Source organism: Actinoplanes sp. NPDC021490 (genome assembly GCF_055562135.1).
In genome coordinates this window covers 234,361-256,604 of sequence record NZ_JBVHFW010000018.1, presented here as the reverse complement: position 1 = coordinate 256,604, position 22,244 = coordinate 234,361, and the positions used below count along the sequence as shown (strand labels likewise).

23 protein-coding genes are annotated in these 22,244 nt (G+C 71.0%); 15 read left to right on the top strand and 8 right to left on the bottom strand.

Features of this window, described 5'->3' with window-relative positions; all coding sequences use genetic code 11:
* Positions 1-136: 136 nt before the first annotated feature.
* The gene (locus ACZ3I4_RS37455) at positions 137-964 is read right to left on the bottom strand and encodes a CDP-alcohol phosphatidyltransferase family protein (protein WP_465386840.1); all 828 of its coding nucleotides are present in this window, start codon (positions 962-964) and stop codon (positions 137-139) included.
* Between the two features lie 162 nt (positions 965-1,126).
* On the opposite strand from ACZ3I4_RS37455, the gene ACZ3I4_RS37450 reads away from it, so the two are divergent.
* The 3 genes from ACZ3I4_RS37450 to ACZ3I4_RS37440 all read left to right on the top strand — a co-directional run bounded on the left by ACZ3I4_RS37450 (position 1,127) and on the right by ACZ3I4_RS37440 (position 3,322).
* Positions 1,127-1,690 carry a phosphoribosyltransferase gene (locus ACZ3I4_RS37450; RefSeq protein WP_465386839.1) on the top strand — a complete coding sequence of 188 codons (564 nt, stop codon included), beginning with the start codon at positions 1,127-1,129 and terminating at the stop codon, positions 1,688-1,690.
* A gap of 68 nt (positions 1,691-1,758) precedes the next feature.
* Positions 1,759-2,586: an AraC family transcriptional regulator gene (locus ACZ3I4_RS37445; protein WP_465386838.1), complete on the top strand. Its 828-nt coding sequence runs from the start codon at positions 1,759-1,761 to the stop codon at positions 2,584-2,586.
* A gap of 16 nt (positions 2,587-2,602) precedes the next feature.
* Complete coding sequence (locus ACZ3I4_RS37440; RefSeq protein ID WP_465386837.1) at positions 2,603-3,322, top strand: SDR family oxidoreductase; 720 nt, start codon at positions 2,603-2,605, stop codon at positions 3,320-3,322.
* A gap of 16 nt (positions 3,323-3,338) precedes the next feature.
* Here the strand turns inward: ACZ3I4_RS37440 and ACZ3I4_RS37435 are convergent, their stop codons facing one another.
* Both ACZ3I4_RS37435 and ACZ3I4_RS37430 read right to left on the bottom strand, forming a co-directional pair.
* Positions 3,339-3,608 carry a YggT family protein gene (locus ACZ3I4_RS37435; RefSeq protein ID WP_465386836.1) on the bottom strand — a complete coding sequence of 90 codons (270 nt, stop codon included), beginning with the start codon at positions 3,606-3,608 and terminating at the stop codon, positions 3,339-3,341.
* Positions 3,609-3,641: 33 nt separating this feature from the next.
* Positions 3,642-4,109 (bottom strand): MarR family winged helix-turn-helix transcriptional regulator, encoded by a 468-nt coding sequence (locus ACZ3I4_RS37430; protein ID WP_465386835.1) that lies wholly within the window; start codon positions 4,107-4,109, stop codon positions 3,642-3,644.
* A gap of 63 nt (positions 4,110-4,172) precedes the next feature.
* On the opposite strand from ACZ3I4_RS37430, the gene ACZ3I4_RS37425 reads away from it, so the two are divergent.
* Together ACZ3I4_RS37425 and ACZ3I4_RS37420 are read left to right on the top strand one after the other, a co-directional pair.
* Positions 4,173-5,144, top strand: a complete 972-nt coding sequence (locus ACZ3I4_RS37425; RefSeq protein WP_465386834.1) for a zinc-binding dehydrogenase — start codon at positions 4,173-4,175, stop codon at positions 5,142-5,144.
* Between the two features lie 41 nt (positions 5,145-5,185).
* Entirely contained in the window at positions 5,186-5,962 is a 777-nt protein-coding gene (locus ACZ3I4_RS37420; protein ID WP_465386833.1) for a class I SAM-dependent methyltransferase, read from the top strand.
* Here the strand turns inward: ACZ3I4_RS37420 and ACZ3I4_RS37415 are convergent.
* On the bottom strand, positions 5,959-6,684 hold the full coding sequence (locus tag ACZ3I4_RS37415; RefSeq protein WP_465386832.1) for a YqjF family protein: 726 nt from the start codon (positions 6,682-6,684) through the stop codon (positions 5,959-5,961). The two genes, ACZ3I4_RS37420 and ACZ3I4_RS37415, sit on opposite strands and share 4 nt — an antisense overlap.
* Before the next feature lie 143 nt (positions 6,685-6,827).
* On the opposite strand from ACZ3I4_RS37415, the gene ACZ3I4_RS37410 reads away from it, so the two are divergent.
* Positions 6,828-7,490 (top strand): HAD family hydrolase, encoded by a 663-nt coding sequence (locus ACZ3I4_RS37410; protein ID WP_465386831.1) that lies wholly within the window; start codon positions 6,828-6,830, stop codon positions 7,488-7,490.
* 36 nt (positions 7,491-7,526) lie between these two features.
* On the opposite strand, the gene ACZ3I4_RS37405 is transcribed toward ACZ3I4_RS37410, so the two are convergent.
* Together ACZ3I4_RS37405 and ACZ3I4_RS37400 are read right to left on the bottom strand one after the other, a co-directional pair.
* Entirely contained in the window at positions 7,527-10,055 is a 2,529-nt protein-coding gene (locus ACZ3I4_RS37405) for an ABC transporter permease (protein WP_465386830.1), read from the bottom strand.
* Positions 10,055-10,807, bottom strand: a complete 753-nt coding sequence (locus tag ACZ3I4_RS37400) for an ABC transporter ATP-binding protein (protein ID WP_465386829.1) — start codon at positions 10,805-10,807, stop codon at positions 10,055-10,057. Before ACZ3I4_RS37400 ends, ACZ3I4_RS37405 begins: the two co-directional genes overlap by 1 nt.
* A gap of 206 nt (positions 10,808-11,013) precedes the next feature.
* Between ACZ3I4_RS37400 and ACZ3I4_RS37395 the strand changes: the two genes are divergently transcribed.
* The 3 genes from ACZ3I4_RS37395 (at position 11,014) to ACZ3I4_RS37385 (ending at position 12,530) form a co-directional block, all read left to right on the top strand.
* Positions 11,014-11,508, top strand: coding sequence for a hypothetical protein (locus ACZ3I4_RS37395; protein WP_465386828.1), 495 nt, complete (start codon positions 11,014-11,016; stop codon positions 11,506-11,508).
* A 78-nt stretch (positions 11,509-11,586) separates the two neighbouring features.
* Positions 11,587-12,387: a DUF4097 family beta strand repeat-containing protein gene (locus ACZ3I4_RS37390; protein WP_465386827.1), complete on the top strand. Its 801-nt coding sequence runs from the start codon at positions 11,587-11,589 to the stop codon at positions 12,385-12,387.
* Positions 12,387-12,530, top strand: a complete 144-nt coding sequence (locus tag ACZ3I4_RS37385) for a hypothetical protein (RefSeq protein WP_465386826.1) — start codon at positions 12,387-12,389, stop codon at positions 12,528-12,530. The genes ACZ3I4_RS37390 and ACZ3I4_RS37385 overlap by 1 nt, the downstream gene beginning before the upstream one ends.
* Before the next feature lie 31 nt (positions 12,531-12,561).
* On the opposite strand, the gene ACZ3I4_RS37380 is transcribed toward ACZ3I4_RS37385, so the two are convergent.
* Together ACZ3I4_RS37380 and ACZ3I4_RS37375 are read right to left on the bottom strand one after the other, a co-directional pair.
* Entirely contained in the window at positions 12,562-13,224 is a 663-nt protein-coding gene (locus ACZ3I4_RS37380; RefSeq protein ID WP_465386825.1) for a LuxR C-terminal-related transcriptional regulator, read from the bottom strand.
* A gap of 69 nt (positions 13,225-13,293) precedes the next feature.
* A complete protein-coding gene (locus ACZ3I4_RS37375) occupies positions 13,294-14,277 on the bottom strand; it encodes a RecB family exonuclease (RefSeq protein ID WP_465386824.1) in 984 nt (327 codons plus the stop codon).
* A gap of 154 nt (positions 14,278-14,431) precedes the next feature.
* On the opposite strand from ACZ3I4_RS37375, the gene ACZ3I4_RS37370 reads away from it, so the two are divergent.
* The 6 genes from ACZ3I4_RS37370 (at position 14,432) to dop (ending at position 22,206) form a co-directional block, all read left to right on the top strand.
* Positions 14,432-15,541, top strand: coding sequence for a site-2 protease family protein (locus ACZ3I4_RS37370; RefSeq protein WP_465386850.1), 1,110 nt, complete (start codon positions 14,432-14,434; stop codon positions 15,539-15,541).
* Complete coding sequence (locus ACZ3I4_RS37365) at positions 15,541-16,518, top strand: tRNA (adenine-N1)-methyltransferase (RefSeq protein WP_465386823.1); 978 nt, start codon at positions 15,541-15,543, stop codon at positions 16,516-16,518. The genes ACZ3I4_RS37370 and ACZ3I4_RS37365 overlap by 1 nt, the downstream gene beginning before the upstream one ends.
* A gap of 70 nt (positions 16,519-16,588) precedes the next feature.
* Entirely contained in the window at positions 16,589-17,179 is a 591-nt protein-coding gene (locus ACZ3I4_RS37360; RefSeq protein WP_166661368.1) for a hypothetical protein, read from the top strand.
* Positions 17,180-17,541: 362 nt separating this feature from the next.
* Positions 17,542-19,323 carry a proteasome ATPase gene (gene arc, locus ACZ3I4_RS37355; RefSeq protein WP_465386822.1) on the top strand — a complete coding sequence of 594 codons (1,782 nt, stop codon included), beginning with the start codon at positions 17,542-17,544 and terminating at the stop codon, positions 19,321-19,323.
* A gap of 61 nt (positions 19,324-19,384) precedes the next feature.
* The gene (locus ACZ3I4_RS37350; protein ID WP_465386821.1) at positions 19,385-20,641 is read left to right on the top strand and encodes an acyltransferase family protein; all 1,257 of its coding nucleotides are present in this window, start codon (positions 19,385-19,387) and stop codon (positions 20,639-20,641) included.
* A gap of 47 nt (positions 20,642-20,688) precedes the next feature.
* Positions 20,689-22,206 carry a depupylase/deamidase Dop gene (gene dop, locus ACZ3I4_RS37345; RefSeq protein ID WP_465386820.1) on the top strand — a complete coding sequence of 506 codons (1,518 nt, stop codon included), beginning with the start codon at positions 20,689-20,691 and terminating at the stop codon, positions 22,204-22,206.
* The last annotated feature ends 38 nt before the right edge of the window (positions 22,207-22,244 follow it).

The window sequence follows — 22,244 nt, the reverse complement described above, 5'->3', positions numbered from 1 at the left end:
CGACGCCGAAGATCCACCAAGTTCTATCGCGGATGCCATGTGGATAACGAGTCAGACTCGCCGCCAAGGGCCACCCAGCATCTCAACGTGGATAAGTGTCTGCTGTGGATAAGTGCGGCGGGGCCGCGGAGTTGTGCTAGACGGTGGCCGGAATGGGGCTGGCCTGTTCGACCGCGGGCTTGGTGTTCTGCTTGCGCTTGGCGTAGGCGTACAGGCGGTAGATCAGCAGCAGCTCGAAGGCCACCATCAGCACCGACGAAGCCGCGCCGAGCAGGAGGATCTGGGCGGCCACCGGGCCGATGATGAAGACGAACATCATGAACTCGATGCCGCTGAACAGGTGCGGGCGGATGCGGTGGCGGACCAGGAAGTTGCGCAGCCGCCACACGGCGGACTCGTTGCCGGTGGCGACGGGGGCGGGGGCGACCGCGCCGGCCTCGGCGTCCTCGTCGGTCATGACGACCGTGTCCTGGTTGAGTTCGGCCCGGACCTTGCCCATCTGCAGGGCGTTCAGGTAGCGGAACATGTCGAGGAAGACGACCACGCCGCCGAGCCACAGGTAGGCCATGTTGTCGGTGGCCGCGTACTGGCCGCCGAACAGGCCGACGGCGCAGACGGCGACGCGCAGCCGGTCGAGCACGTAGTCGAGCCAGGAGCCGAAGGCCGAGCCGGTCCCGTTCAGCCGGGCGATCTTGCCGTCCATGCAGTCCAGGACGAAGCTGAGGTGGAACAGCAGGGCGCCGAGCAGCAGCCACGGATAGTCGGCCTGCCAGAAGCTGTACGCCGAGGCGACGCCGACCACGAAGGCGAGCAGGGTCAGCCGGTTCGGGGTCACGGATCGCCACGGCTGCACGAGCCAGACCAGACGGGAGGCGAGCGGGTCGACGAGACCGACGGTCCACCATGCGTCCCGCTGCTTGTACGTGCGGTCGCGGATCACTTCGAGGGGATACCGCTGCGCCATACCGTTACTCCTGGTGAGACCCGAAACATGAACGACTGACCGCGCGGACCTTACTAGAAGTTGAACAGCCCTGAAAAGACACCCGGGGCGTGTCGGAAATCGAAGGCCTTTTCGGTCACGGGCCGTTAACTTGCCCGTGATCAACCCGATAGGGGGACAGCTGTGGACGCCGAACACGTCGCCGACGATCTCGAAGCGGTGATCTTGACGGAGGAACAGATCCTGAGCCGGGTCGCGGTGCTCGCGGCCGAGCTTCATGAGGTTTTCGGAGCCCGTACGCCGGTGCTGGTGGGCGTTCTGGGCGGGGCGGCCACGTTCACGGTCGACCTGGCCCGCGCGTACCCGGGGCAGGTCGAGATCGGCTGGATGGCCATCAAGTCGTACAGCACCCACAAGCGCGCGTCGGGGTCCGTACGGCTGCTCAAGGATCTGGATCTGGACATCACGGGCCGGGACGTCGTCATCGTCGACTGCGTGATCGACACCGGGCTGACGATGTCGTGGCTGATCACGAACCTGGCCCGGCGCGGCCCGACGTCGATCGCGGTGTGCTCGCTGATGCGCAAGCCCGAGCCGGCCCGTTTCGCGGACATTCCGACGTACGTGGGCTTCGATGTCGGTCCGGGGCTGATCGTCGGCTACGGGCTGGACCATCGGGGGCGCTACCGGAACCTGCGGTGTGCCGCCGTGCTGGCCCGCAGCGTGTACGAGACCGCGCCGGCCTGACCGGCTCCGGCGGGAACCGCTGCGCGATGGCTTGACCCGGGGCCGCGGGCGGGCGAACTCTGGGACGCATGGGGGCTCAGATCCAGTCCGTGCCGGCGGTCATCTCGGCCGAGCCGTGCGAGGTCGCGGTGCGGACGGCCCGGCCGGAGCTGCGCCCGTACGTGCTGGGATATTCCGGTTTCCGGTCCGGTCACGGGCGGCCGATCGCCCATCTGCTGCTGCCGCTGGCGTACGCGACGGTGATCGTGGACTTCGGTTCGCGGTCGGGGCTGGTGCTCGGTCCGCGGGAGTGCGCCACCACGCGCGGCGAGACGACGTGGGGGCACGGGGTCAGCGTCGGGCTCACCCCGCTCGGCACGGCGGCCCTGCTCGGGGTGCCGATGGGGGAGCTGAGGGCCGGCGCCGTGCCCCTTGACGAGCTGCTGGGGCCGGCGGCGACCGAGCTGCCGGGGAGGCTGGGCGCGCGGCCGGGCTGGCCGGAGCGGTTCGATCTGATCGAGGATTTCGTGGCCGGCCTGCGGCGAACCCGGGTGGCCACGCCCGACCGGGCCGTTCTCGCGGCCTGGCAGCGGTTGCAACGGCCGGACCGGCCGGGGGTGAGCGCGCTCGCCGCCGAGCTGGCGGTGACCCGGCGCAGCCTCGAACGCGGTTTCCGGCAGCACGTGGGCCTGTCCCCGGCGACGGTGGCGCGGATCGCCCGGTTCCAGCGGGTCGTCGACCGGTTCGGCGCCGGGGCCGCGCCGTCGCAGGCCGCGGCCGACAGCGGGTACGCCGACCACTCGCACCTGGCCCGGGAGACGCGGGCGATGGCCGGGCTGACCCCGACGCAACTGGCGGCCCACCTGGCCACCCCGCCGCTCATGGTCGCAAACGTCCAAGACGCGCGCCGCCCCTGAGTCCTAGCGTGCCCGCATGACTCTCGAAGGGAAGACGGCGCTGGTCACCGGCGGGTCGAAGGGGATCGGCCGGGCGGTGGTGGAGCAGCTGGCCGCCCGGGGCGCGACGGTCGTTTTCACGTACGGGCGGGACAGGGAGGCGGCCGACGGCGTGGTCGCGGCCAACCCCGGGACGACCGCGGTGCGCGCCGATCAGGAAAGCCTCGACGGTCTCGACGCCATGTTCGAGCCCGTACGGGCTGGTCTGGACATCCTGGTCAACAACGTGGGACTGGTGACGGCGGCGCCGATCGGGGAGCTGACGCCCGCGGAGTTCGACCGGGTGTTCACCGTCAACACGAAGTTCCCGCTGTTCGCCATCCAGCGCGCGGCGCCGCTGCTGCGTGACGGCGGGCGGATCGTCAACATCTCCACGCTGAACACGTTGCTGCCCGCGGCCGGGCTGGCCCTGTACTGCTCGAGCAAGGGCGCCCTGGAACAGCTCACGGTGGTCGCCTCGCGGGAGCTGGGCCCACGCGGCATCACCGTCAACACGGTCTCGCCGGGCGCCACCGACACCGACACGCTGCGGGCGGCCAACCCGCCCGAGGCGATCGAGGCCGTCGCCGGGATGACCGCGCTGGGCCGTCTGGGCCGCCCCGGCGACGTGGCCGCGGTCGTCGCGTTCCTCGTCTCGGACCAGGGCGGCTGGGTGACCGGCCAGAACGTGCGCGCGACCGGCGGCCTCCACGGGTAGGGCCGGCCGGGCGCCGTCAGATGATCGCCCGGATGATGACGATGCCGAAGAACACGATCAGGAAGGCCACGTCGATGGCGGCTCCGCCGAGGCGCAGGGGCGGCACGACGCGGCGTACGGGGGCGAGGATGGGCTCGGTCACGGTGTAGACGCCCGACATCAGCCGGGAGCGGAAACCGCCGGGAGCGGCCGGGCCGGCCAGGACCGTGCTCCAGTCGAGCAGGGCCCTCGCCACCAGCAACAGCTGCACCAGCAGCAGCACAAAGTCCACGAGCGCGAGGACCACAAAGACCTCCAGTGACGGGGGTGGAAAGTCCCTCTACTGTGCGTCGTCCAGCTGTGCGCTTGCTGTAGGTCTGTTGAGCAAACGGGACACCAGGGCGTGCACCTGCCGTTGTTCGTCCACGCTGAGCACACCATCGAGCCGTTCGGCCACCGCCGCGTCGTACGTGCGGGCCGCCCCGGCCAGCATGTCGCGCCCGGCGGCGGTCAGGGCGAGCAGGCTGGCGCGCCGGTCGGCGGGGTCGGGGCGGCGTTCGACCAGGCCCGCGGCGCGCACCCGCTCGGCCAGCTTGCTCGCGCCGCCGACGGTGATGCGCAGGTCACGCGCGAGGTCGCCGATCCGCAGCGTCTCCTGCCCGGAACGGTCGAGCGTGTAGAGCGCCTCGAAGGCGGCCAGCGACAGGCCGTGCGCCTGTTTGAGCCGGGCGTCCACGTGCTCCCAGAGCTCGATCTCGACCCGTACGAGGTCGGTCAGCCAGCGGATGCGCCGGTCGTCGCGGGTCATGCCGGTCACCGTAACAGAAAGATTCCGTGGAATTAGATTCCGTGGAATGTTGTTGGGCCGGGCATGAGAGCGATCGTCCTTTCGGAGCCCGGTCCCGTCGAGAACCTCGAGTTCCGTGATCTGCCGTTGCCCGTGCCGGGGCCGGGGCAGGTGCGGATCCGGGTCCGCGCCTTCGGCGTCAACCGGTCCGAGCTGCATCTGCGCCTGGGCTACGCCGAGGGCGCCGCGCTGCCCGTGGTGCCCGGCATCGAGGCCGTGGGCGTGGTCGACGCGGCGCCGGACGGCGACCTGCGGCCGGGGCAGCAGGTCGCCGCGCTGATGGGTGGCATGGGCCGCGCCTTCGACGGCGGGTATGCCGAGTTCACGATGGTGCCCCGTGAGCAGGTCATCCCGTTCCGCTCCGAGCTTCCCTGGGCGACTCTGGGCAGCGTTCCCGAGACCCTGCAGACCGCGTACGGGTCGTTGACGATCGGCCTCGGCCTGCGCGCCGGGCAGACCTTGCTGGTCCGGGGCGGAACCTCGGCGCTGGGATACGCCGCCGCGGCGCTGGCCCGCGATCTCGGCGCCACGGTGCTGGCCACCACCCGCCAGGCGGGGCGGCTCAGCGAGCTGGCGGCGCACGGCGTCGACCATCCGATCCTGGACGACGGCGCGGTCGCGGCCCGGGTGCGGGAGATCGCCCGCGACGGCGTCGACGCGGCCCTCGAGCTGGTCGGCACCTCGTCGCTGCCGGACACGCTGGCCGCCACCCGGGTGCAGGGCACGGTCTGCTTCGCCGGGATGCTGTCCAACCAGTGGACCGTCCCGGACTTCTATCCCATCGGCTACCTGCCGACCGGCGTCCGGCTCACCTCGTACAGCGGGGACGCCGGGTCGCTGCCGCCGGCCGTGCTGCAGGACGTGCTCGACCGGATCGCCGCCGGGACGCTGAGCCTGGGGCCGGTGGCCGAGTATCCGTTCGACCGGATCCGCGACGTGCACCGCGACATCGAGGAGAACCGGGTCAGCGGCAAGGTGGTCGTCGTGACCGGCTGAGCGGGACTGCCCGCCGGCGCCGCAGCCGCTACCGTGGCCGGGTGCGTGAGCGCAGGACTGTGTTCGGCGAGGTCGCCGACGATTACGACCGCGTCCGGCCGGGCTATCCGGCGCGGCTGGCCCGCGAGCTGCTGAGCTTGGCCGGGCCCGGTCCGGTGCTCGAGGTGGGCGCGGGCACGGGCAAGGCGACCCGGTTGTTCGCCCGCGGCGGCGTCGATTTGACGTGCGTCGAGCCGGACGAGCGGATGGCCGAGGTGCTGCGCCGCAACGTGCCGGGCGTCGAGGTGGTCGAGTCGGCCTTCGAGGACTGGACACCCCCGCGCCCGTACGGGTTGCTGGTCAGCGGTCAGGCCTGGCACTGGGTCGATCCGGCGCGCCGGGCCGATCTGGCCTTCGGCGCGCTCGCGCCGGGCGGGCTGTTCGCGCCGTTCTGGAACATGTTCCTGGTCGCCGATCCGGGTCTGCACGCGGCGCTGGCCGAGGTGGACGCCCGGCACGGGCTGACCGACCGGACGACTCACCGGAGGAGCGCGGCCGGCCTGGCCCCGCTGGGCGACTTCGAGCAGGAGTGGGCCGACCTCGGGCTCACCGACGGGCGCTTCACCGATCTGCACAGCCGCCGGTACGAGTCCCGGCTGACCTACGACGCCCAGCAGTACCGCGAGTATCTGCTGTCCACGTCGATGTACCGGATGCTCGACCCGATCACCGCCGCCGTGGTGCTGGACGAGACGATCGCGGTGATCTGGGAGCTCGGCGGAGTGATCGAGTTCCAGGTCTGCACCGACGTGGCCCTGGCCCGCCGCCCCGCCGGCTAGGCCGTCGCTCCGAAGGTGACCGGCACTCCCGGCGAATAGAGCACGCTCACCGGCGGGCCGGCCGGTTGGGGCAGTCCGGCCGCGCCGATCAGTGTGTCCGACAGCGACAGCAGCTCGGCGCGGTGCAGGGGCCACGACGGGTGCTCGTTGGCCAAGTGCAGTGTGCGGCCCCAGGCGGTGGTGTGCAGGCCCCAGCGCGCGGTGACGAACTGCTCCAGCGGCGTCGGCTCGGTGATGGCCGCGCCGATCCGGACGGTCATCTCGCTGGCGGCGCCGCGCGGGCCGGGCCAGCGCCGGCGGGTGGTGTAGCTCAGGGTGTCGCCGTCGCGGGTCAGGCGCATCCGGGACCACATGTACGGCAGGTTGAGCGACGCGCGTGCGACCAGGACGGGAATCAGGCGCGCGGCCTCGAGCGAGCGGAAGACGACACCCCGCCGGCCGTCGGCGTCGACGCTGTACAGGCGGACGTTGGTCTCGGCGAACGTGCCGAGGTAGGGCACGCCCGGCCCGGACAGGAAGCTCACGCCCTCCATCCGGAAGCCGATCAGGCCCACGTACGTGACGCCGTCCAGGGTGTCGGGCGCCGTGCCGGCCGGCAGCAGCGGAGCGACCAGCGCGGGGTCGACCGGCCAGTGCAGGAACGCCAGGTCGGCCCAGCGCTGCCCGAGCAGGGCGCGCCGCACCGGCCGGGGGGTGCTGAGGGTGACGACTTCGGCGTTCATGCCGCCGAAGCTACCCGCGGGAGGCGAGCGGCCGGACAGTGATGCAGTCAACAGCCATGCGGAACCGGTCTCGCGGGGGAGAATGGTCCCGACGCTCATCACGATCACGGAGGCTCATCCTGAACGCGCGACAACCCGCCGCGGTGCTTTTCGACATGGACGGCACGCTGGTCGACAGCGAGAAGGTCTGGGAGATCGCCCTGCACGAGCTGGCGGCGCGCGCCGGCGGCACGCTGTCTCCCGAGGCCCGGCACGCCATGATCGGCAGCAGCATGGGTCACAGCATGCAGATCCTGCGCGATGACCTGGGCCAGCCCGACCGGCCCGAGGCGCCCGACGTCGAGTGGCTGACGAACCGGGTGCTGGAGCTGTTCGGCGCGGGGCTGGTGTGGCGGCCGGGGGCTCTGGAACTGCTGCACGCCGTACGCTTCGCCGGGCTGCCCACCGCCCTGGTCACCTCGACGGGACGCCGGCTGGTCGAGGTCGCGCTCGAGACGCTCGGCCGCGAGAACTTCGACGTCGTGGTCTGCGGCGACGAAGTGGTGATGCCCAAGCCCGACCCGGAGCCCTACCGCACCGCCGCGACCCTGCTCGGCGTGGCCATCGAGGACTGCGTCGCGATCGAGGACTCGCCGACCGGCGTGGCCAGCGCGCTCGCCTCGGGGGCGACCGTGCTGGCCGTGCCGGCCGAACTGGAGCTGCCGCCGACCGACGGGGTCCACCTGCGCGGTTCGCTGGTGGGGGTGGACCCCGAATATCTGGCCGGTCTGCTCGTGCACCGGGGTCTGCTGCAGCCGGAACGCTGAGTCCCCACCCGGCTCAGCGTCACCGCAGCGCCGGCCTCACTCGTGGGCGATGGCGGTCAGGACGTTGAGCCGGGCCGCCTTGATCGAGGGCAGCACCGCGGCCAGCACGCCCACGACGGCGGCCAGCACGAGATAGAGGCCCATCTGAGTCCAGGGCAGCACCAGGTCGGTGATGCCCTCGCCCTCGAGGGCCTGCACCACCGCGGCCCCCAGGCCCGAGCCCACGACGACGCCGAGCAGCGCGCCGAAGACCGAGATCACCACGGCCTCGACGGTGACCATCCGCATCGTCTGGGCCCGGCCGAGGCCGACGGCGCGCAGCAGGCCCAGCTCGCGGGTGCGCTCCAGCACCGACAGCGCCAGCGTGTTGATCACGCCGAGGACGGCGATGAGGATGGCCAGCCCCAGCAGCACCTGCACCATCGTGATGACGGTGTCCAGGCCGCCGACCTGCTGGTTGATGAAGCTGCTGCGGTCGGTCGCGTTCACCTCGGGGCTGTCCGCCACCAGCGCCTTGACCTGCGGCAGCACCTGATCGACGGAAACGCCGCCGGCCAGCCGGACGAACCCGAAGATCGGCTGGGTGAGCCCGAACTCCTTGGTCGCCGCGAACGGCAGCATGATGCTGCCCGGCACCCGGTCCTCGTCGTAGGTGGCGACGATCGTGTAGCGGTGCTCGCCGCCGCGCGGCATCTGCACCTCGACCACGCTGCCGGTGGCCCAGCCGTGCTCGGTCGCCTGCTCGGTGCTGACCGCGATCTGGTCCGGTTTCAGGGCGGGCAGGGCCGGTGACCCGTACGCCTCGGTCAGCTTGGCGAGGTCGTCGGTGGCGGTGACGTACTCGCGTTCGCCGTTGACCAGCACCTGCTCGTTCCAGATGCCGGCCACCGCCCGTACGCCGGGAATCTTCGCGGTTGCGGCCAGCACGGCGTCGTCGAACACCGGCGGGCGCGGGCCGTTCTGCTCGCCGCCGATGACGATCTCGGCCTTGACCGTGTCCTCGGCCTGCGAGGCCAGGCTCTCCTTGACCGAGCCGATCACCACCGTGACCCCGGTGACCAGGGCGATGCCGACCATCAGGGCCGCCGCCGTGATGGCCGTGCGGCGCGGGTTGCGGCCCGAGTTGAGCCGGCCCAGCCGCCCGGGCACCGACCACGAGAACAGCCGGCCCAGCGCGGACACGACCGGCTTGGCGATCAGCGGCGTGAGCAGGGCGACGCCGACGAACGTGACGAGCACGCCGCCCAGGATCAGCCAGAGCGAGTCGGTGGCGTACAGGCCGACGCCGAGCAGGGCCGCGCCGGCCGCCCCGATGACGGCCCCGGCCACGGTGACCCGGGTGAGCGGGCGGTCGGGGGTGGCGACGTCCTGCATCGCGGCGATGGGCGAGATCCGCGAGGCCCGTACGGCCGGAAGGACCGCGGCGATCACGGTGACCACGACCCCGACGATCAGCGAACTGAGGATCGCGGCCATCGGCACCCCGACCGGGGCCGGATCGAGGCCGCCGCTCATCGAGCCGAACCAGGTCACCAGCAGCGCCCCCACGCCGACGCCCGCGCCCAGGCCGAGCACGGCCGCGATCAGGCCGATGACCAGCGCCTCGACGAGCACCGAGGTGATCACCTGGCGGCGTCCGGCGCCGAGCGCGCGCATCAGCGCCAGCTCCCGCGTCCGCTGGGCCACGATGATCGAGAAGGTGTTGAGGATGAGGAACGTGCCGACGAACAGGGCCACCCCGGCGAAGCCGAGCAGGATGTTGTTGAAGAAGCCGAGCGCGTCCTTGAAGTTCGCGGAGCTGTCGGCCGCGAGCTGTTCGCCGGTCTTGACCTCGTAGCCCCCGCCGACCTGCGCGGCGATCCGGTCCCGGACGGCCTCGGAGGTCTCGCCGTCGGCCGAGCGCGCGTTGATCTGGGTGAACACGCCGGCCTGGCCGAGCATCGAGCGCTGGGCCTGCGCGGTGGTGAAGGCGACCTCCTGGACGCCGCCGATGCTGTCCCGGTCGTTGGTGTAACCCCAGACGCCGACCAGCGTGAAGGTCTGCTTGGGCAGTTGGGTGAGCACCCCCACCCGGTCGCCGACCTTGATGCCGGCCGCCTCGGCGACCGCCTGGTTGACGGCGATCTCGTTGTCCTTCTCGGGGCCGCGGCCCTGGCGCATCTGCATCAGGTCGTCGGTGCCGACCCAGTTCATGCCGATCCGCGGCGGGCCGTAGCTGGTGACCACCTTGCCGTCCGCGCCGATCACCCGGGCGCCGTCGTCGGAGACGATGCCGGTCGCCTTGCCGACCCCGGGCACCTTGGCCACCTGGTCGACCAGCGAGGCCGGCAGCGGAGTGGTGATCTGCTCGCCCTCCATCTCGGACACGGCCACCTTGGGCTTGGCCGTGACCGCCACGTCGATCTGCGAGTAGCCCTCGGCGAACAGCTTGTCGAAGGTGCGCCCGAGCGTGTCCGTCGTGACGAACGCGCCCGCCACGAACATGACGCCGAGCACGACGGCCAGCCCGGAGAGCACCAGCCGGAGTTTGCGGCTGAGCAGGCTCTTCAGCGTCGCACGCAGCATCAGACGAGCACCTCCCCGGCCTTCATCGCCTCGAGAACCGTCTCGGGGGTGGGGTTGTCGAGCTCGGCCACGATCGCGCCGTCGGCCAGGAACACGACCCGGTCGGTGTAGCCGGCCGCGACCGGGTCGTGGGTGACCATGACGATCGTCTGCCCGTGCTCCATCACGCTGCTGCGCAGGAACGACAGGATCTCGGCGCCGGCCTTGGAGTCGAGGTTGCCGGTCGGCTCGTCGGCGAAGATGACGTCGGGGCGGCTCATCAGGGCCCGCGCGCACGCCACCCGCTGCTGCTGGCCGCCGGAGAGCTGGCTGGGCCGGTGGCCGAGCCGGTCGCCCAGGCCGACCGTGCCGATCACCGTGTCCCACCACTGCGGGTCGGGCTTGCGGCCGGCGATGTCCAGCGGCAACCGGATGTTCTCGGCCGCGGTCAGCGTCGGCAGCAGGTTGAACTGCTGGAAGATGAACCCGACCCGATCGCGGCGCAGCCGGGTCAGCGCCTTGTCGCTCAGCCCGGTGACCTCGGTGCCGCCGATGTGCACCGAGCCGCGGGTGACCGTGTCCAGGCCCGCCAGGCAGTGCATGAGCGTCGACTTGCCGCTGCCCGACGGGCCCATGATGGCCGTGAACTTGCCGCGTGCGAAGCTCGCGCTCACCCCGCTCAGGGCGACCACGCGTGCCTCCTCGGAGCCGTAGACCTTCCACACGTCGTCGGCGCGCGCCGCGACCGGCTCCTGCGCTCTCGTCCCGTTCATCGTCCAGCCCCCTAGCCGTGCGGGCCGCCCCCGTCGGCCGGCCCGTGCGGATCAGTGTTTCGTCGTACGAGCGCTCAGGCGTCCGACCACGGGCGTAGAGGGACGCCAGATTTCGATACGGGAAACACCCAGGGGGCACTCAGGGTCGACCCTGAGATGTCACCGTGACGCTTGACTGACGTCATGCATGACGTCATAGTGGTGACATGGACTTGTCGCCGTACCTCGAAACGCTCCGGGCCGACCTCGCGGCCGCCGCGGCGCCGGCCGGGCCGGAAACCGTACGCGCCGCCGAACTGCTCGGGCACTCGCTCGAGTCGTCGGCCCGGCTGGCGCTGCTCGAGGCCCTCTCCGACGCCGCCGCCGAGATCACCACGCGGCTGCCCGAGTCGAGCGTCGAGGTGCGGCTGCGCGGCCGGGACGCCGACCTGGTCGTCAGCCACCACACCCCCGAGCCGCCGGTGCCGCCCGCGCCTCCGGCCCCGCCCACCGCGCCGCCGCCCGACGGTGGCGACCTGACCCGCCTCACCCTGAGGATGCCCGAGTCGCTCAAGACCCACGTCGAGCAGACGGCCGCGGCCGAGGGCATCTCCGTCAACGCGTGGCTGGTGCGCGCGGTGACCATGGCCGTCAACGTGCCCCCGCCGTTTCCCGGCGGCGGCGGCCGCCCCAAGCGCGTCACGGGCTTCTTCCAAGCCTGACCGCCCCTGTCCTTGACTCTGCCCCTTGGTGAGGGCCGAGCGTTTCCGCATGCCCTTTTCACCGTCTGGAGACCCCTCATGTACGAGTTCGAGCACCCCACCCCCGTCACGGTCTCGCTGCGTGCCAACGCCGGAGTCGTCGACCTCTACGCCGAGGATCGCGACACCGTCGAGGTCACCGTCGAGGCCATGGACGACCGGGACAGCTCCCGCGAGGCCGCCGACAAGACCCGGGTCGTCCTCGAGGGCGACACCCTGGTCGTCGAGGTGCCGCACGATGCGAAGATCTGGCGCCGGTCGGCCAAGCTGGCCATCAGCGCCCGCGTGCCCCGCGGCAGCCTCCTGCACGGCAAGAGCGCCTCCGCCGACATCCGCGCCGCCGGTGTCTGGTCCGACGTCAAGCTCGACGTCGCCTCGGCCGACGTGGACCTGGGCGAGGCGACCGGCAACGTGATGGTCGACTCGGCCAGCGGCGGCCTGGGCGTGGGCCGCGTCGGCGGCTCGGTCAAGCTGGACACCGCCTCCGGCGACGTGCGCGTCAATGACGTCACCGGTGACGCCAAAGTGAAGTCGGCCAGCGGCGACGTGCTGATCGGCGCGGTCGGCGGCTCGCTGCGGGCGTCCACCGCGTCGGGCGACATCATCGTCGGGCGCCTCAGCACGGGCCAGAGCGAGATCCGCACCGCGTCGGGCGACGTCCAGGCCGGCATCACCGCCGGCGCCGGGGTGTGGCTCGACCTGAACACCGCCTCCGGCCGGACCACGAGCGACCTGACGCCGCAGGACGACACCCCGCCCACCGGCGCCACCATCGAGCTGCGGGTCCGTACGGCCAGCGGCGACATCCACATCCACCGCGCCACCGAGGGAGTCCGCTGATGCTGCCCGACAACCGCTTCGGAATCGAGAGCAACGCCCGCCGCCGCCTCCTCGCCGGCCGCCGCAAGAGGGCCGGCCGCTTCACGCCGCCGGACTGGCCGGTGAGCCGCGGCCCGACCCCCGACCCGCGCCGCCACGACTGAGCCGGCGCCGCTGTCAGCGCCGGTAGCGGCGCTAGGCGCCCGGTTTGACCAGGCCGGTCTCGTAGGCCAGGACCACGGCCTGGGTGCGGTCGCGCAGCCGCAGCTTGGTCAGCACGTGGCCGACATGCGTCTTGATCGTCGTCTCGCTCACCTGGAGCGCGGCGGCGATCTCGGCGTTGGAGTGGCCGCGCGCCACGTGGATCAGCACCTCGCGTTCGCGTTCGGTGAGGGTGCCGAGCTTGTCCGGGGCGGTGGTCTCGGGGGCCGGCAGGGCTTCGGCCACCCGGACCAGGATGCGGGCCAGCACCGGCGGAGTGATGACCGCGCCGCCGGCGGCCACGGCGCGCACGGCGCTCACCAGTTCCTCGGCCGGGGCGTTCTTGAGCAGGAAACCGGCGGCGCCGGCGGTGATGGCGGCCAGGACGTCCTCGTCGGCGCCGTGCTCGGTGAGGAGCAGGACGCGTACGGGCAGGCCGGAGGCCGAGACGGCCCGGGCCACACCCAGCCCGTCGACGCGGGGCAGCGCGAAGTCGGCGATCAGCACGTCGGGCAGCAGCCGCCGGGCCAGATCGACCGCCTCGCCGCCGTCGCCGGTCTCCCCGGCGACGACGATCTCGACGGGCCCGCCGGTCGCGGCCGTCAGGATGGCCCGCAGACCCGACCGCTGCATCGGCGCCGCGTCAGCGACCAGCACACGCAGAGGGCGCGGGGCGGTCAACGCGGGTCACCGGCGACGGTCGAGAGCATGGCGACACCCTAGGGCTCAGGCCAGGCGGTCGTCATCGGCCGGGTCCGCCTGCAGGGGCACGTCGGCGGTGGCGGGGTAGGGCGGCGGGGTGCCGCCGTAGACCGGGCAGCGGGCCTGGTGGCTGCACCAGCCGCACAGACGGCTGGGTTTGGGCAGGAAGTTCTGCTCGCGCTTGGCCCGCTCGATCGCCTCGGACAGCGCGACCAGGGTGCGTTCGAAGCGCTCCAGCTCCTCGGCGTCGGGGCTGTAGTCGCAGACCTCGGCGTCTTTCAGATAGAGCAGGCGCAGCACCCGGGGGACGACGCCGCGGGTGCGCCACAGCACCAATGCGTAGAACTTGAGCTGGAACAGGGCACGGCCCTCGAACGCCTCGCGCGGGGCGCCGCCGGTCTTGTAGTCGACCACGCGCAGGTCGCCGCCGGGGGCCACGTCGAGACGGTCGATGTAGCCGCGGATCAGCAGCTCGTCGTCGACCAGCGTGGAGACCAGCGTCTCGCGTTCGGCGGGCTCGAGGCGGCGCGGGTCTTCGACGGCGAAATAGCCCGGCAGCAGGGCCCGGGCGCTGGTCAGGAAGGCCGCCAGCCGGGCGTGCTCGCCGGCCGCCGACGAGGCGAGACCGCCGGTGGCGTCGGCCTCGGCGGCTGCGGCGGCCGGGTCGGGCGGAAGTTCTAGAACGGTCTGGCCGGGCGTTTCAGAACCGGTGGCCGCCGCGAAGATCTCGGCCAGCTCGGGTTCCCGCTCGAGCAGCCGCTGCCAGGAGGGGGCGACCAGGGCGGCCGCGGCCTCGGGGGTGCGGTCGGCGGCGGGCAGGTCGAAGAGCGCCTCGAGCACGGCGTGGACCAGCGTGCCGCGGACCTGGTCGGCGCTGGGCTGCTCGGGCAGGCGGTCGATCGTGCGGAAGCGGAACAGCAAGGGACAGGTCTTGAAGTCGGCCGCCCGCGACGGTGACAACGAGGGGCCCGCATGCGGCGCCTGGACTTCGGCGGGGGAGACCGTCATGCCCAAGAGGCTAGGGCAGAGGTACGACAAAAACGCTGAGAGGGGGTTCTCAGGTCGCTTCCGTAGCATCGACGCCGTGGACGACAGCACGGCGAGCAGCAACGGGGCACGGCAGCGGCGGCAGACACGGCGCGCCGGGCGGCCGGTGGCGCGTGTGCTGGGCATCCCGATCTTCGTGAACGGGTCGATGGTGCTGCTGGCCGCCCTGGTCACGCTGGTCTACGGCAACTACGTGCGCGAGCAGCTCGACCTGCCCGGCCCGGTGGCGTACGCGGTGGGCTTCGGTTTCGTGTTCTGCCTGCTCGGCTCGGTGCTGCTGCACGAACTGGGCCACGCGCTCACCGCCCGCCGCTTCCGGATCGGGGTACGCGGCATCACGCTGGAGCTGCTCGGCGGCTGGACCGAGATGGACCGCGACGCCCCCACCCCGCGCGTCGATGCCCTGGTCAGCCTGGCCGGCCCGGCCGTCAGCCTGGTGCTCGGCGGCCTCGCCACGGCCGCGTTCATCGCCCTGCCCGACCGCACCATGGCCGGTCAGATCGCGTTCCAGCTGGCCGCCAGCAACATCCTGGTGGCGATCTTCAACGTGCTGCCGGGGCTGCCGCTGGACGGCGGCCGGGCCCTGCGCGCCGGCCTGTGGGCGATCTTCAAGGACCGCAACCGGGCCACCGAGCTGGCCGGCTGGGCGGGCCGCCTCATCGCGTTCAGCACCGGCATGACCGCGTTCTGGTTCTACCGGCTGGGCACGCTCACCCTGCTCGGCCTGCTGTTCCTGCTGCTGGTGGTGTTCACGCTGTGGCAGGGCGCGGGCCAGTCGATCCGCCTGGCCCGGATGACCCGCCGGTTCCCGCTGGTCGACCTCAACCGGCTGGCCCGCCCGCTGCTCACCGTGCCCGCCGGCACGCCGCTCGGCGAGGCCCAGCGCCGCCGCTCGGAGGACCCGAGGCCGGGCGTGGTGCTGGCCGTGTCGGACTCGGCCGGTAATCTCACCGCACTGGTCGACCCGGTCGCCGCCGAGCGCGTTCCGGTCGACCGGCGCCCGTGGGTGGCCGTCGACAGCGTCTCCCGCTCGCGTGACTCGGTGCCCGCGCTTGCGCTCGGGCTCAGCGGCGAGCAGGTGGTGCGCGCGCTGCAGGCTCACCCTGCCGCGCAATACGTCGTCACCGCGGGCGAGGATGTGGTGGGAGTCCTGCGGGTGGGTGATGTCGCCCAGGTGCTGGAACCCCGCCGTGCCGCACGCCCCGTGAAGCAGAGAGAGAAGTAGTGACCATTTCCCCTGCCCCCGTCGTCGACGAATCGCAGCCCGCCCACCGCGGGCCGTTCCGGGTGGGTGACCGCGTCCAGCTCACCGACCCCAAGGGCCGGATGCACACGATCGTGCTCGAGCCGGGCAAGTCGTTCCACACCCACCGCGGCGCGCTCGAGCACGACGCCCTGATCGGCCTGCCCGACGGCAGCGTCGTCACCTCCACGGGCAGCACGGCCTACCTCGCGCTGCGCCCGCTGCTCAGCGACTACGTGCTCTCGATGCCGCGCGGCGCCCAGGTGATCTATCCGAAGGACGCCGCCCAGATCGTCGCCATGGGTGACATCTTCCCGGGCGCCAAGGTTCTCGAGGCCGGTGTCGGCTCCGGGGCTCTGACCTGCTCGCTGCTGCGGGCCGTGGGAACGAGCGGAGAACTGCACTCGTACGAGCTCCGGGACGACTTCGCGGCGATCGCGCGCAAGAACGTCGAGTCGTTCTTCGGCGGCCCGCACCCGGCCTGGCATCTGCACTCGGGCGACGTGGCCGGCAACCCGGAGACCGGTTTCGACCGGATCGTCCTCGACATGCTGACCCCGTGGGAGGCCCTCGACATGGTCGAGAAGGCGCTCCTGCCGGGTGGGGTTTTCGTGGGATATGTGGCGACCACGCCGCAGCTGTCCGAGCTGGTCGAGGCCCTGCGCGAGCGCGGCGGCTGGACCGAGCCGCGGGCCTGGGAATCGCTGGTGCGCGACTGGCATGCCGAGGGCCTGGCCGTCCGCCCCGACCACCGCATGATCGCCCACACGGCGTTCCTGGTGTCGGCCCGCAAGCTCGCGCCCGGGGTCACCGCCCCGCCGCGCCGGCGCAAGCCGAGCAAGGGCGCGGAGGCGTACGCGCTGCGGCGGGCCGCCCAGGCCGCGCTCGCGGCGGCCGCGCAGACCGACGCAAAGATCGACGAAACACCGTCCGACCTGGCTCCCTCGCCAGAGATGTGACGCGGCGCCACGCGGTCGGGTAGCTTCCTTTTCGGCAGTGGCACGGCTCGGGGAGGATCGGGTGGGCGCGATGAGTTCTCCGCCGTTCGGCGGCAGCAACGAGATGCCGGCGGTCTTCCCCGACTGGTCGCCCTACCAGGATCTCGACTCGGCCGCCCGCGCCTACCTGCGCGATCCCGAGGTGGCGCTCGACGCGCTGTTCGGCGTCCTGCGCGGCGCCTCGGTGCTCAGTTTCACCCTCGAGCGCTTCGTCAACGAGGTCAACGGCGTCTGGCAGGAAGTCGTCATCTGCGACGGCAGCCGCCTGGTGCTCTGGCACGGCGAGGACGTCGCCCCCGGTGACGGCCCGGTCGGCTCGATGACCTCGTCGCTGCGGGTGGTGCCGCTGTCCACGGTCACCGAGGTGGGCTGCCGGCGCCGCCTGACGCGCACCTCCAACGGGCAGGCCCGGGTCGACAGCATCGACGTCTACCTGCTGCTGAGCTCGGTCGACGACGCCGTGCCGCCGCCCGGCATGGACGAGGGGGAGTCGCGCGCCACGATCCGGCACGACGCGCTGCGCTTCGGCAAGACGCTGGACGACGGCGGCCCGGGTCAGATCGCCCGGCTCGAGGAGTTCTCCCGCGTCGTCGCGTCACTGGTGGGGCGCCCGACACTGTAGGGGTCGCCCCGACCCCTGAACACACGTTTCGGCGGTGTGACTTTTTTCCGGGTTTCCGGGCCACGCATCGACGGGCCGGCCCGGCGGCCGCCGCATTCCCCGTACGCCGCATCGCGTTGCCGCGCAAGGGGCCCGCTTCGGTGCTGCGCAGCAGGTAGACGCCATCGTGCCGCCGGCCGCGCCCGATGCACGCCGGCGGGGGAAAACAACCCGGCCGACGGTACCGGAACCCCCCGACAATCACCTTGCGAACACCGGCCGAATGGATCAAGACTCGGTGACGAGGGTGTTGCATGGGTCGAAATCCGGCCCGCAGCGGCTAGTGTTGTCCCAAGACGTTCGAGCCCCCGGGGAGGTGGGACGTGGCACGTAACGACGAGGCGGATTCACGCGCCGCACGTTGGGAGAAAGAGGCCAACGATCTCTCCAGCCAGGTCGCGTTCCTGCAAGAGGAACTCGCCCTTGTTCGGCGGAAGTTGACCGAAAGCCCACGACACGTCCGGCAGCTCGAGGAACGGCTCGCGGCAACGCAGGCGCAGCTGGCCCGACTGACCGAGAACAACGACCGGCTCGTGGCGACCCTGAAGGAAGCCCGCGCCCAGATCGTCACTCTCAAGGAAGAGATTGACCGGCTCGCCCAGCCGCCCAGCGGCTACGGCGTATTCCTGTCGGCCCACGAGGACGGCACCGTCGATGTCTTCACCGGCGGTCGCAAGCTCCGCGTCGCGGTCTCCCCGTCCCTCGAGGCCGAGGAACTGCAGCGCGGGCAGGAAGTGCTGCTCAACGATGCGCTGAACGTGGTCGACGCCTTCGGCTTCGAGCGCACCGGCGAGGTGGTGACGCTCAAGGAGGTCCTCGCGGGCCCCGACGGGCAGCGCGGCGACCGGGCCCTGGTCGTCTCGCACGCCGACGAGGAACGGATCGTCTCGCTGGCCGACTCGCTCGACATCGCGAAGCTGCGTGCCGGCGACTCGCTCATGATCGAGCCGCGGTCGGCGTACGCCTACGAGCGGATCCCCAAGAGCGAGGTCGAGGAACTCGTCCTCGAAGAGGTCCCCGACGTCGACTACACCGACATCGGCGGTCTGCACTCGCAGATCGAGCAGATCCGCGACGCCGTGGAGCTGCCGTTCCTGCACGCCGACCTGTTCCGGGAGCACCAGCTGCGCCCGCCGAAGGGCATCCTGCTCTACGGCCCGCCCGGCTGCGGCAAGACCCTGATCGCCAAGGCGGTGGCCAACTCGCTGGCCAAAAAGATCGCCGAGCGGCGCGGCGAGGAGAAGCACACCAGCTACTTCCTCAACATCAAGGGCCCGGAGCTGCTCAACAAGTACGTGGGTGAGACCGAGCGGCACATCCGCCTGGTCTTCCAGCGGGCCCGTGAGAAGGCCGGCGAGGGCACCCCGGTGATCGTGTTCTTCGACGAGATGGACTCGATCTTCCGGACCCGTGGCTCGGGTGTCTCCAGCGACGTCGAGAACACGATCGTTCCCCAGCTCCTCAGCGAGATCGACGGCGTCGAGGGCCTGGAAAACGTGATCGTCATCGGCGCCTCGAACCGGGAAGACATGATCGACCCGGCCATCCTGCGCCCCGGCCGGCTCGACGTGAAGATCAAGATCGAGCGTCCGGACGCCGAGGCGGCCAAGGACATCTTCGGCAAGTACATCCTGTCCGACCTGCCGCTGAGCACCGACGACCTCAACGAGCACGGCAACGACCGTGACGTCACCGTCGCCGCGATGATCGAAGCAGTCGTGCTCCGGATGTACACGGAGACCGAGGAGAACAGGTTCCTCGAGGTCACCTACGCCAACGGAGACAAGGAAGTCCTGTACTTCAAGGACTTCAACTCCGGCGCCATGATCCAGAACATCGTGGACCGCGGCAAGAAGATGGCCATCAAGGAATTCCTCACCTCCGGCAAGAAGGGGCTGCGCCTGCAGCACCTGCTCGACAGCTGCGTCGACGAGTTCCGCGAGAACGAGGACCTGCCCAACACCACCAACCCCGACGACTGGGCCCGCATCTCCGGCAAGAAGGGCGAGCGGATCGTCTACATCCGCACGCTCGTCTCCGGCGGCAAGGGCGCCGAAGCCGGCCGCTCCATCGAGACGGCCAGCAACACCGGTCAGTACCTGTAACAGCCGCTTCTCCAACGCGGGCCGGGGGTTTCCCCCGGCCCGCGTTGTCGTTGCACCCGGCATGAGACGCCTGGACTGGCTCGACGCGCTACGCGGGCTCGCGGCCCTGACCGTCGTGCTGTTCCACCTCAGCCCCCAGCTGATCGGCACCGAGACGCACCTGGCGGTCATGCGCCACATCGACCTCGGCAAAACCGCCGTACTGCTGTTCTTCCTGGTCAGCGGATACGTCATCCCGATGTCGCTGGAACGGCACGGCTCCCTGCGCCGATTCTGGATCGGGCGGCTCCTGCGGATCTACCCCGCCTACCTGGCCACGATCGCCCTGTTCGCGCTGCTCGCCACGGCCGGCCTGCTGCACTGGCCGGCGTCGCTGCGCGCCGAAACCGGCGCCGGCCTGCTCGCCCACGTCACGATGATGCCCGACCTGGTCGGCGTGCGCGGCGTCGTCCGCGTCTTCTGGACCCTGTCCTACGAGATGGTGTTCTACCTCGTCGTAACCGGACTGTTCGCCTGGCGATGGCACCGGCACAGCGCCTGGTACGCGGCGGCGCTCGGCCTGACCGCGTGGGCCGGGGGACCGTATCTGCCCGACGCCCTGTTCGCGAGCTCCTCGGGGAGCCGTCGCGCGCTGGGAGGCGTACTGCTGCTGGGTCTGATCCTGACCTTGACCTTGATCTTCAAGGGTCGCCCGCGGGCGGCGGGAATGGTCGGCCTCGCCTTCGTGCTCGTGCCCGCGCTCAACGGGCATCCCACGGCGGCCAGCACAGTACGGTCGTCGCAACAGGCCCTGCTGCTGCTCGCCGTCATGTTCGCCGGCACCGTGATCTACCGCTGGCAACACCGGCAGATCGGACAGACGGCCGGTCCGATCGCCCTCACAGTGGTCGCCGCAAGCGTCGTCGGTGCGCATTGGACACAGCGCGCGTGGCTCGCCAACGTGTTCGCAGTTGCGACGATTTTCCTTATCGCGTACGTATTCCGCCACCGCCCGATGCCCAAAGCGCTCCCGTGGCTGGGCCGGATCAGCTACTCGCTGTATCTCCTGCACGTCATCGCGCTCTTCCTGCTGCCGCGAATCGTCCCGGATGCCGAGACGCAAACCGTACCCGTTCGCGTGGTTATCGGGCTTACGTACCTGATCGCGGTCCTCGGCCTCGCCTGGCTGTCGTACCGCATCGTGGAACAGCCGGCGCAGGAACTCGGGCGCATCCTCATCAACAAGATCGATAGCCGTCACCACGCGCGGCCGATTCCGGCAACCCAGCGTGCCGCGCCGGGCACGAGGCGGGGCGAGAACACGCGCGAGAGCGTCTAGGCTCGATACATGAGCAGCAGGGGCAGCATGGCGGGCGGGGTGGTCGCATGAGCGTTCGACGAATTATGGGCACCGAGGTCGAGTACGGCATCTCCGTTCCTGGTCAGCCCGGCGCCAACCCGATGGTCACCTCATCGCAGGTGGTCAACGCGTACGGAGCGCGACCCGAGCTCAACCGCGGCGGACGCGCCCGATGGGACTACGAAGAAGAATCACCACTGCGCGACGCCCGCGGATTCACCTACAGCGGCGCCGCCTACGACCCGGCCGACGCCCTCGCCGACGAAGACCTCGGCCTGGCCAACGTGATACTGACCAACGGCGCCCGGCTCTACGTCGACCACGCACACCCCGAATACAGCACCCCCGAGTGCACCAACCCCCTCGACATCGTCAAGTGGGACAAAGCCGGCGAACGCGTGATGGCCGAAGCCTCCCGGCGCGCGGCCACCATCCCCGGCACCCACCGCATCCAGCTCTACAAGAACAACACCGACAACAAGGGCGCCTCGTACGGGTCCCACGAGAACTACCTGATGAAACGGCAGACCCCGTTCGCCGACATCGTCGCCCACCTCACGCCGTTCTTCGTCACCCGGCAGATCTTCACCGGCGTCGGACGCGTCGGCCTCGGCCAGGACGGCTCCGGCGCCGGCTTCCAGATGTCCTCCCGCGCCGACTTCTTCGAAGTCGAGGTCGGCCTGGAAACCACGCTCAAGCGGCCCATCATCAACACCCGCGACGAGCCCCACGCCGACGCCGACAAATACCGCCGGCTCCACGTCATCATCGGCGACGCCAACCTGTCGGAAATCGCCACCTACCTCAAGATGGGCACCACCTCGCTGGTGCTCAACATGATCGAGGAAAAGGTGTTCAGCGGCGACCTCGGCATCGCCGACCCCGTCAGCGAACTCAAAGCGGTCAGCCACGACCCGTCCCTGCAACACCTCATCCGGCTGCGCGACGGCCGCAAACTCACCGCCCTCGACCTGCAGTGGGCCTACTACGAACGAGCCCGCCAATTCGTCGACGAACGCGCCGGCGACGACGCCGACGACCAGACCCGCGACATCCTTGACCGGTGGGAAGACGTGCTCGACCGGCTCGGACGCGACCCCATGGAATGCGCCGACACCCTCGACTGGGTGGCCAAACTGCGACTGCTCGAGGGCTACCGCGAACGCGAGAACCTGGGCTGGTCGTCACCCAAACTCCAACTGGTCGACCTGCAATACGCCGACGTGCGCCCCGAAAAGGGCCTCTACCACCGGCTGGTCGCCCGCGGCTCGATGAAGACGCTGCTCGACCCGGACGACACGCAGCTCGCTATGTCGCAGCCGCCCGAGGACACCCGGGCCTACTTCCGCGGCCGGTGCCTGGCCCAATACGCGTCCGAAGTGGTCGCGGCCAGCTGGGACTCGGTCATCTTCGACGTCGGCCGCGAGTCGCTCGTGCGGGTGCCGATGATGGAGCCCGAGCGCGGCACCAAGAAGCACGTGGGCGCGCTGTTCGACAAGTGCGAGAGCGCCAAGGACCTTCTCGAAGTGATCACCAGTCGCTGAGAAACACCGGGTCCGGCGAGTCGTTTTGTCACAGGCGC

What these genes read in the sequence shown, in the direction of transcription:
- ACZ3I4_RS37455 (WP_465386840.1), bottom strand. Translation starts at nt 964, where the DNA reads ATGGCGCAGCGGTATCCCCTCGAAGTGATCCGCGACCGCACGTACAAG.
- ACZ3I4_RS37445 (WP_465386838.1), top strand. Translation starts at nt 1,759, where the DNA reads ATGGGGGCTCAGATCCAGTCCGTGCCGGCGGTCATCTCGGCCGAGCCG.
- ACZ3I4_RS37440 (WP_465386837.1), top strand. Translation starts at nt 2,603, where the DNA reads ATGACTCTCGAAGGGAAGACGGCGCTGGTCACCGGCGGGTCGAAGGGG.
- ACZ3I4_RS37430 (WP_465386835.1), bottom strand. Translation starts at nt 4,109, where the DNA reads ATGACCCGCGACGACCGGCGCATCCGCTGGCTGACCGACCTCGTACGG.
- ACZ3I4_RS37425 (WP_465386834.1), top strand. Translation starts at nt 4,173, where the DNA reads ATGAGAGCGATCGTCCTTTCGGAGCCCGGTCCCGTCGAGAACCTCGAG.
- ACZ3I4_RS37415 (WP_465386832.1), bottom strand. Translation starts at nt 6,684, where the DNA reads ATGAACGCCGAAGTCGTCACCCTCAGCACCCCCCGGCCGGTGCGGCGC.
- ACZ3I4_RS37405 (WP_465386830.1), bottom strand. Translation starts at nt 10,055, where the DNA reads ATGCTGCGTGCGACGCTGAAGAGCCTGCTCAGCCGCAAACTCCGGCTG.
- ACZ3I4_RS37400 (WP_465386829.1), bottom strand. Translation starts at nt 10,807, where the DNA reads ATGAACGGGACGAGAGCGCAGGAGCCGGTCGCGGCGCGCGCCGACGAC.
- ACZ3I4_RS37395 (WP_465386828.1), top strand. Translation starts at nt 11,014, where the DNA reads ATGGACTTGTCGCCGTACCTCGAAACGCTCCGGGCCGACCTCGCGGCC.
- ACZ3I4_RS37390 (WP_465386827.1), top strand. Translation starts at nt 11,587, where the DNA reads ATGTACGAGTTCGAGCACCCCACCCCCGTCACGGTCTCGCTGCGTGCC.
- ACZ3I4_RS37385 (WP_465386826.1), top strand. Translation starts at nt 12,387, where the DNA reads ATGCTGCCCGACAACCGCTTCGGAATCGAGAGCAACGCCCGCCGCCGC.
- ACZ3I4_RS37375 (WP_465386824.1), bottom strand. Translation starts at nt 14,277, where the DNA reads ATGACGGTCTCCCCCGCCGAAGTCCAGGCGCCGCATGCGGGCCCCTCG.
- ACZ3I4_RS37360 (WP_166661368.1), top strand. Translation starts at nt 16,589, where the DNA reads ATGAGTTCTCCGCCGTTCGGCGGCAGCAACGAGATGCCGGCGGTCTTC.
- ACZ3I4_RS37350 (WP_465386821.1), top strand. Translation starts at nt 19,385, where the DNA reads ATGAGACGCCTGGACTGGCTCGACGCGCTACGCGGGCTCGCGGCCCTG.
- dop (WP_465386820.1), top strand. Translation starts at nt 20,689, where the DNA reads ATGAGCGTTCGACGAATTATGGGCACCGAGGTCGAGTACGGCATCTCC.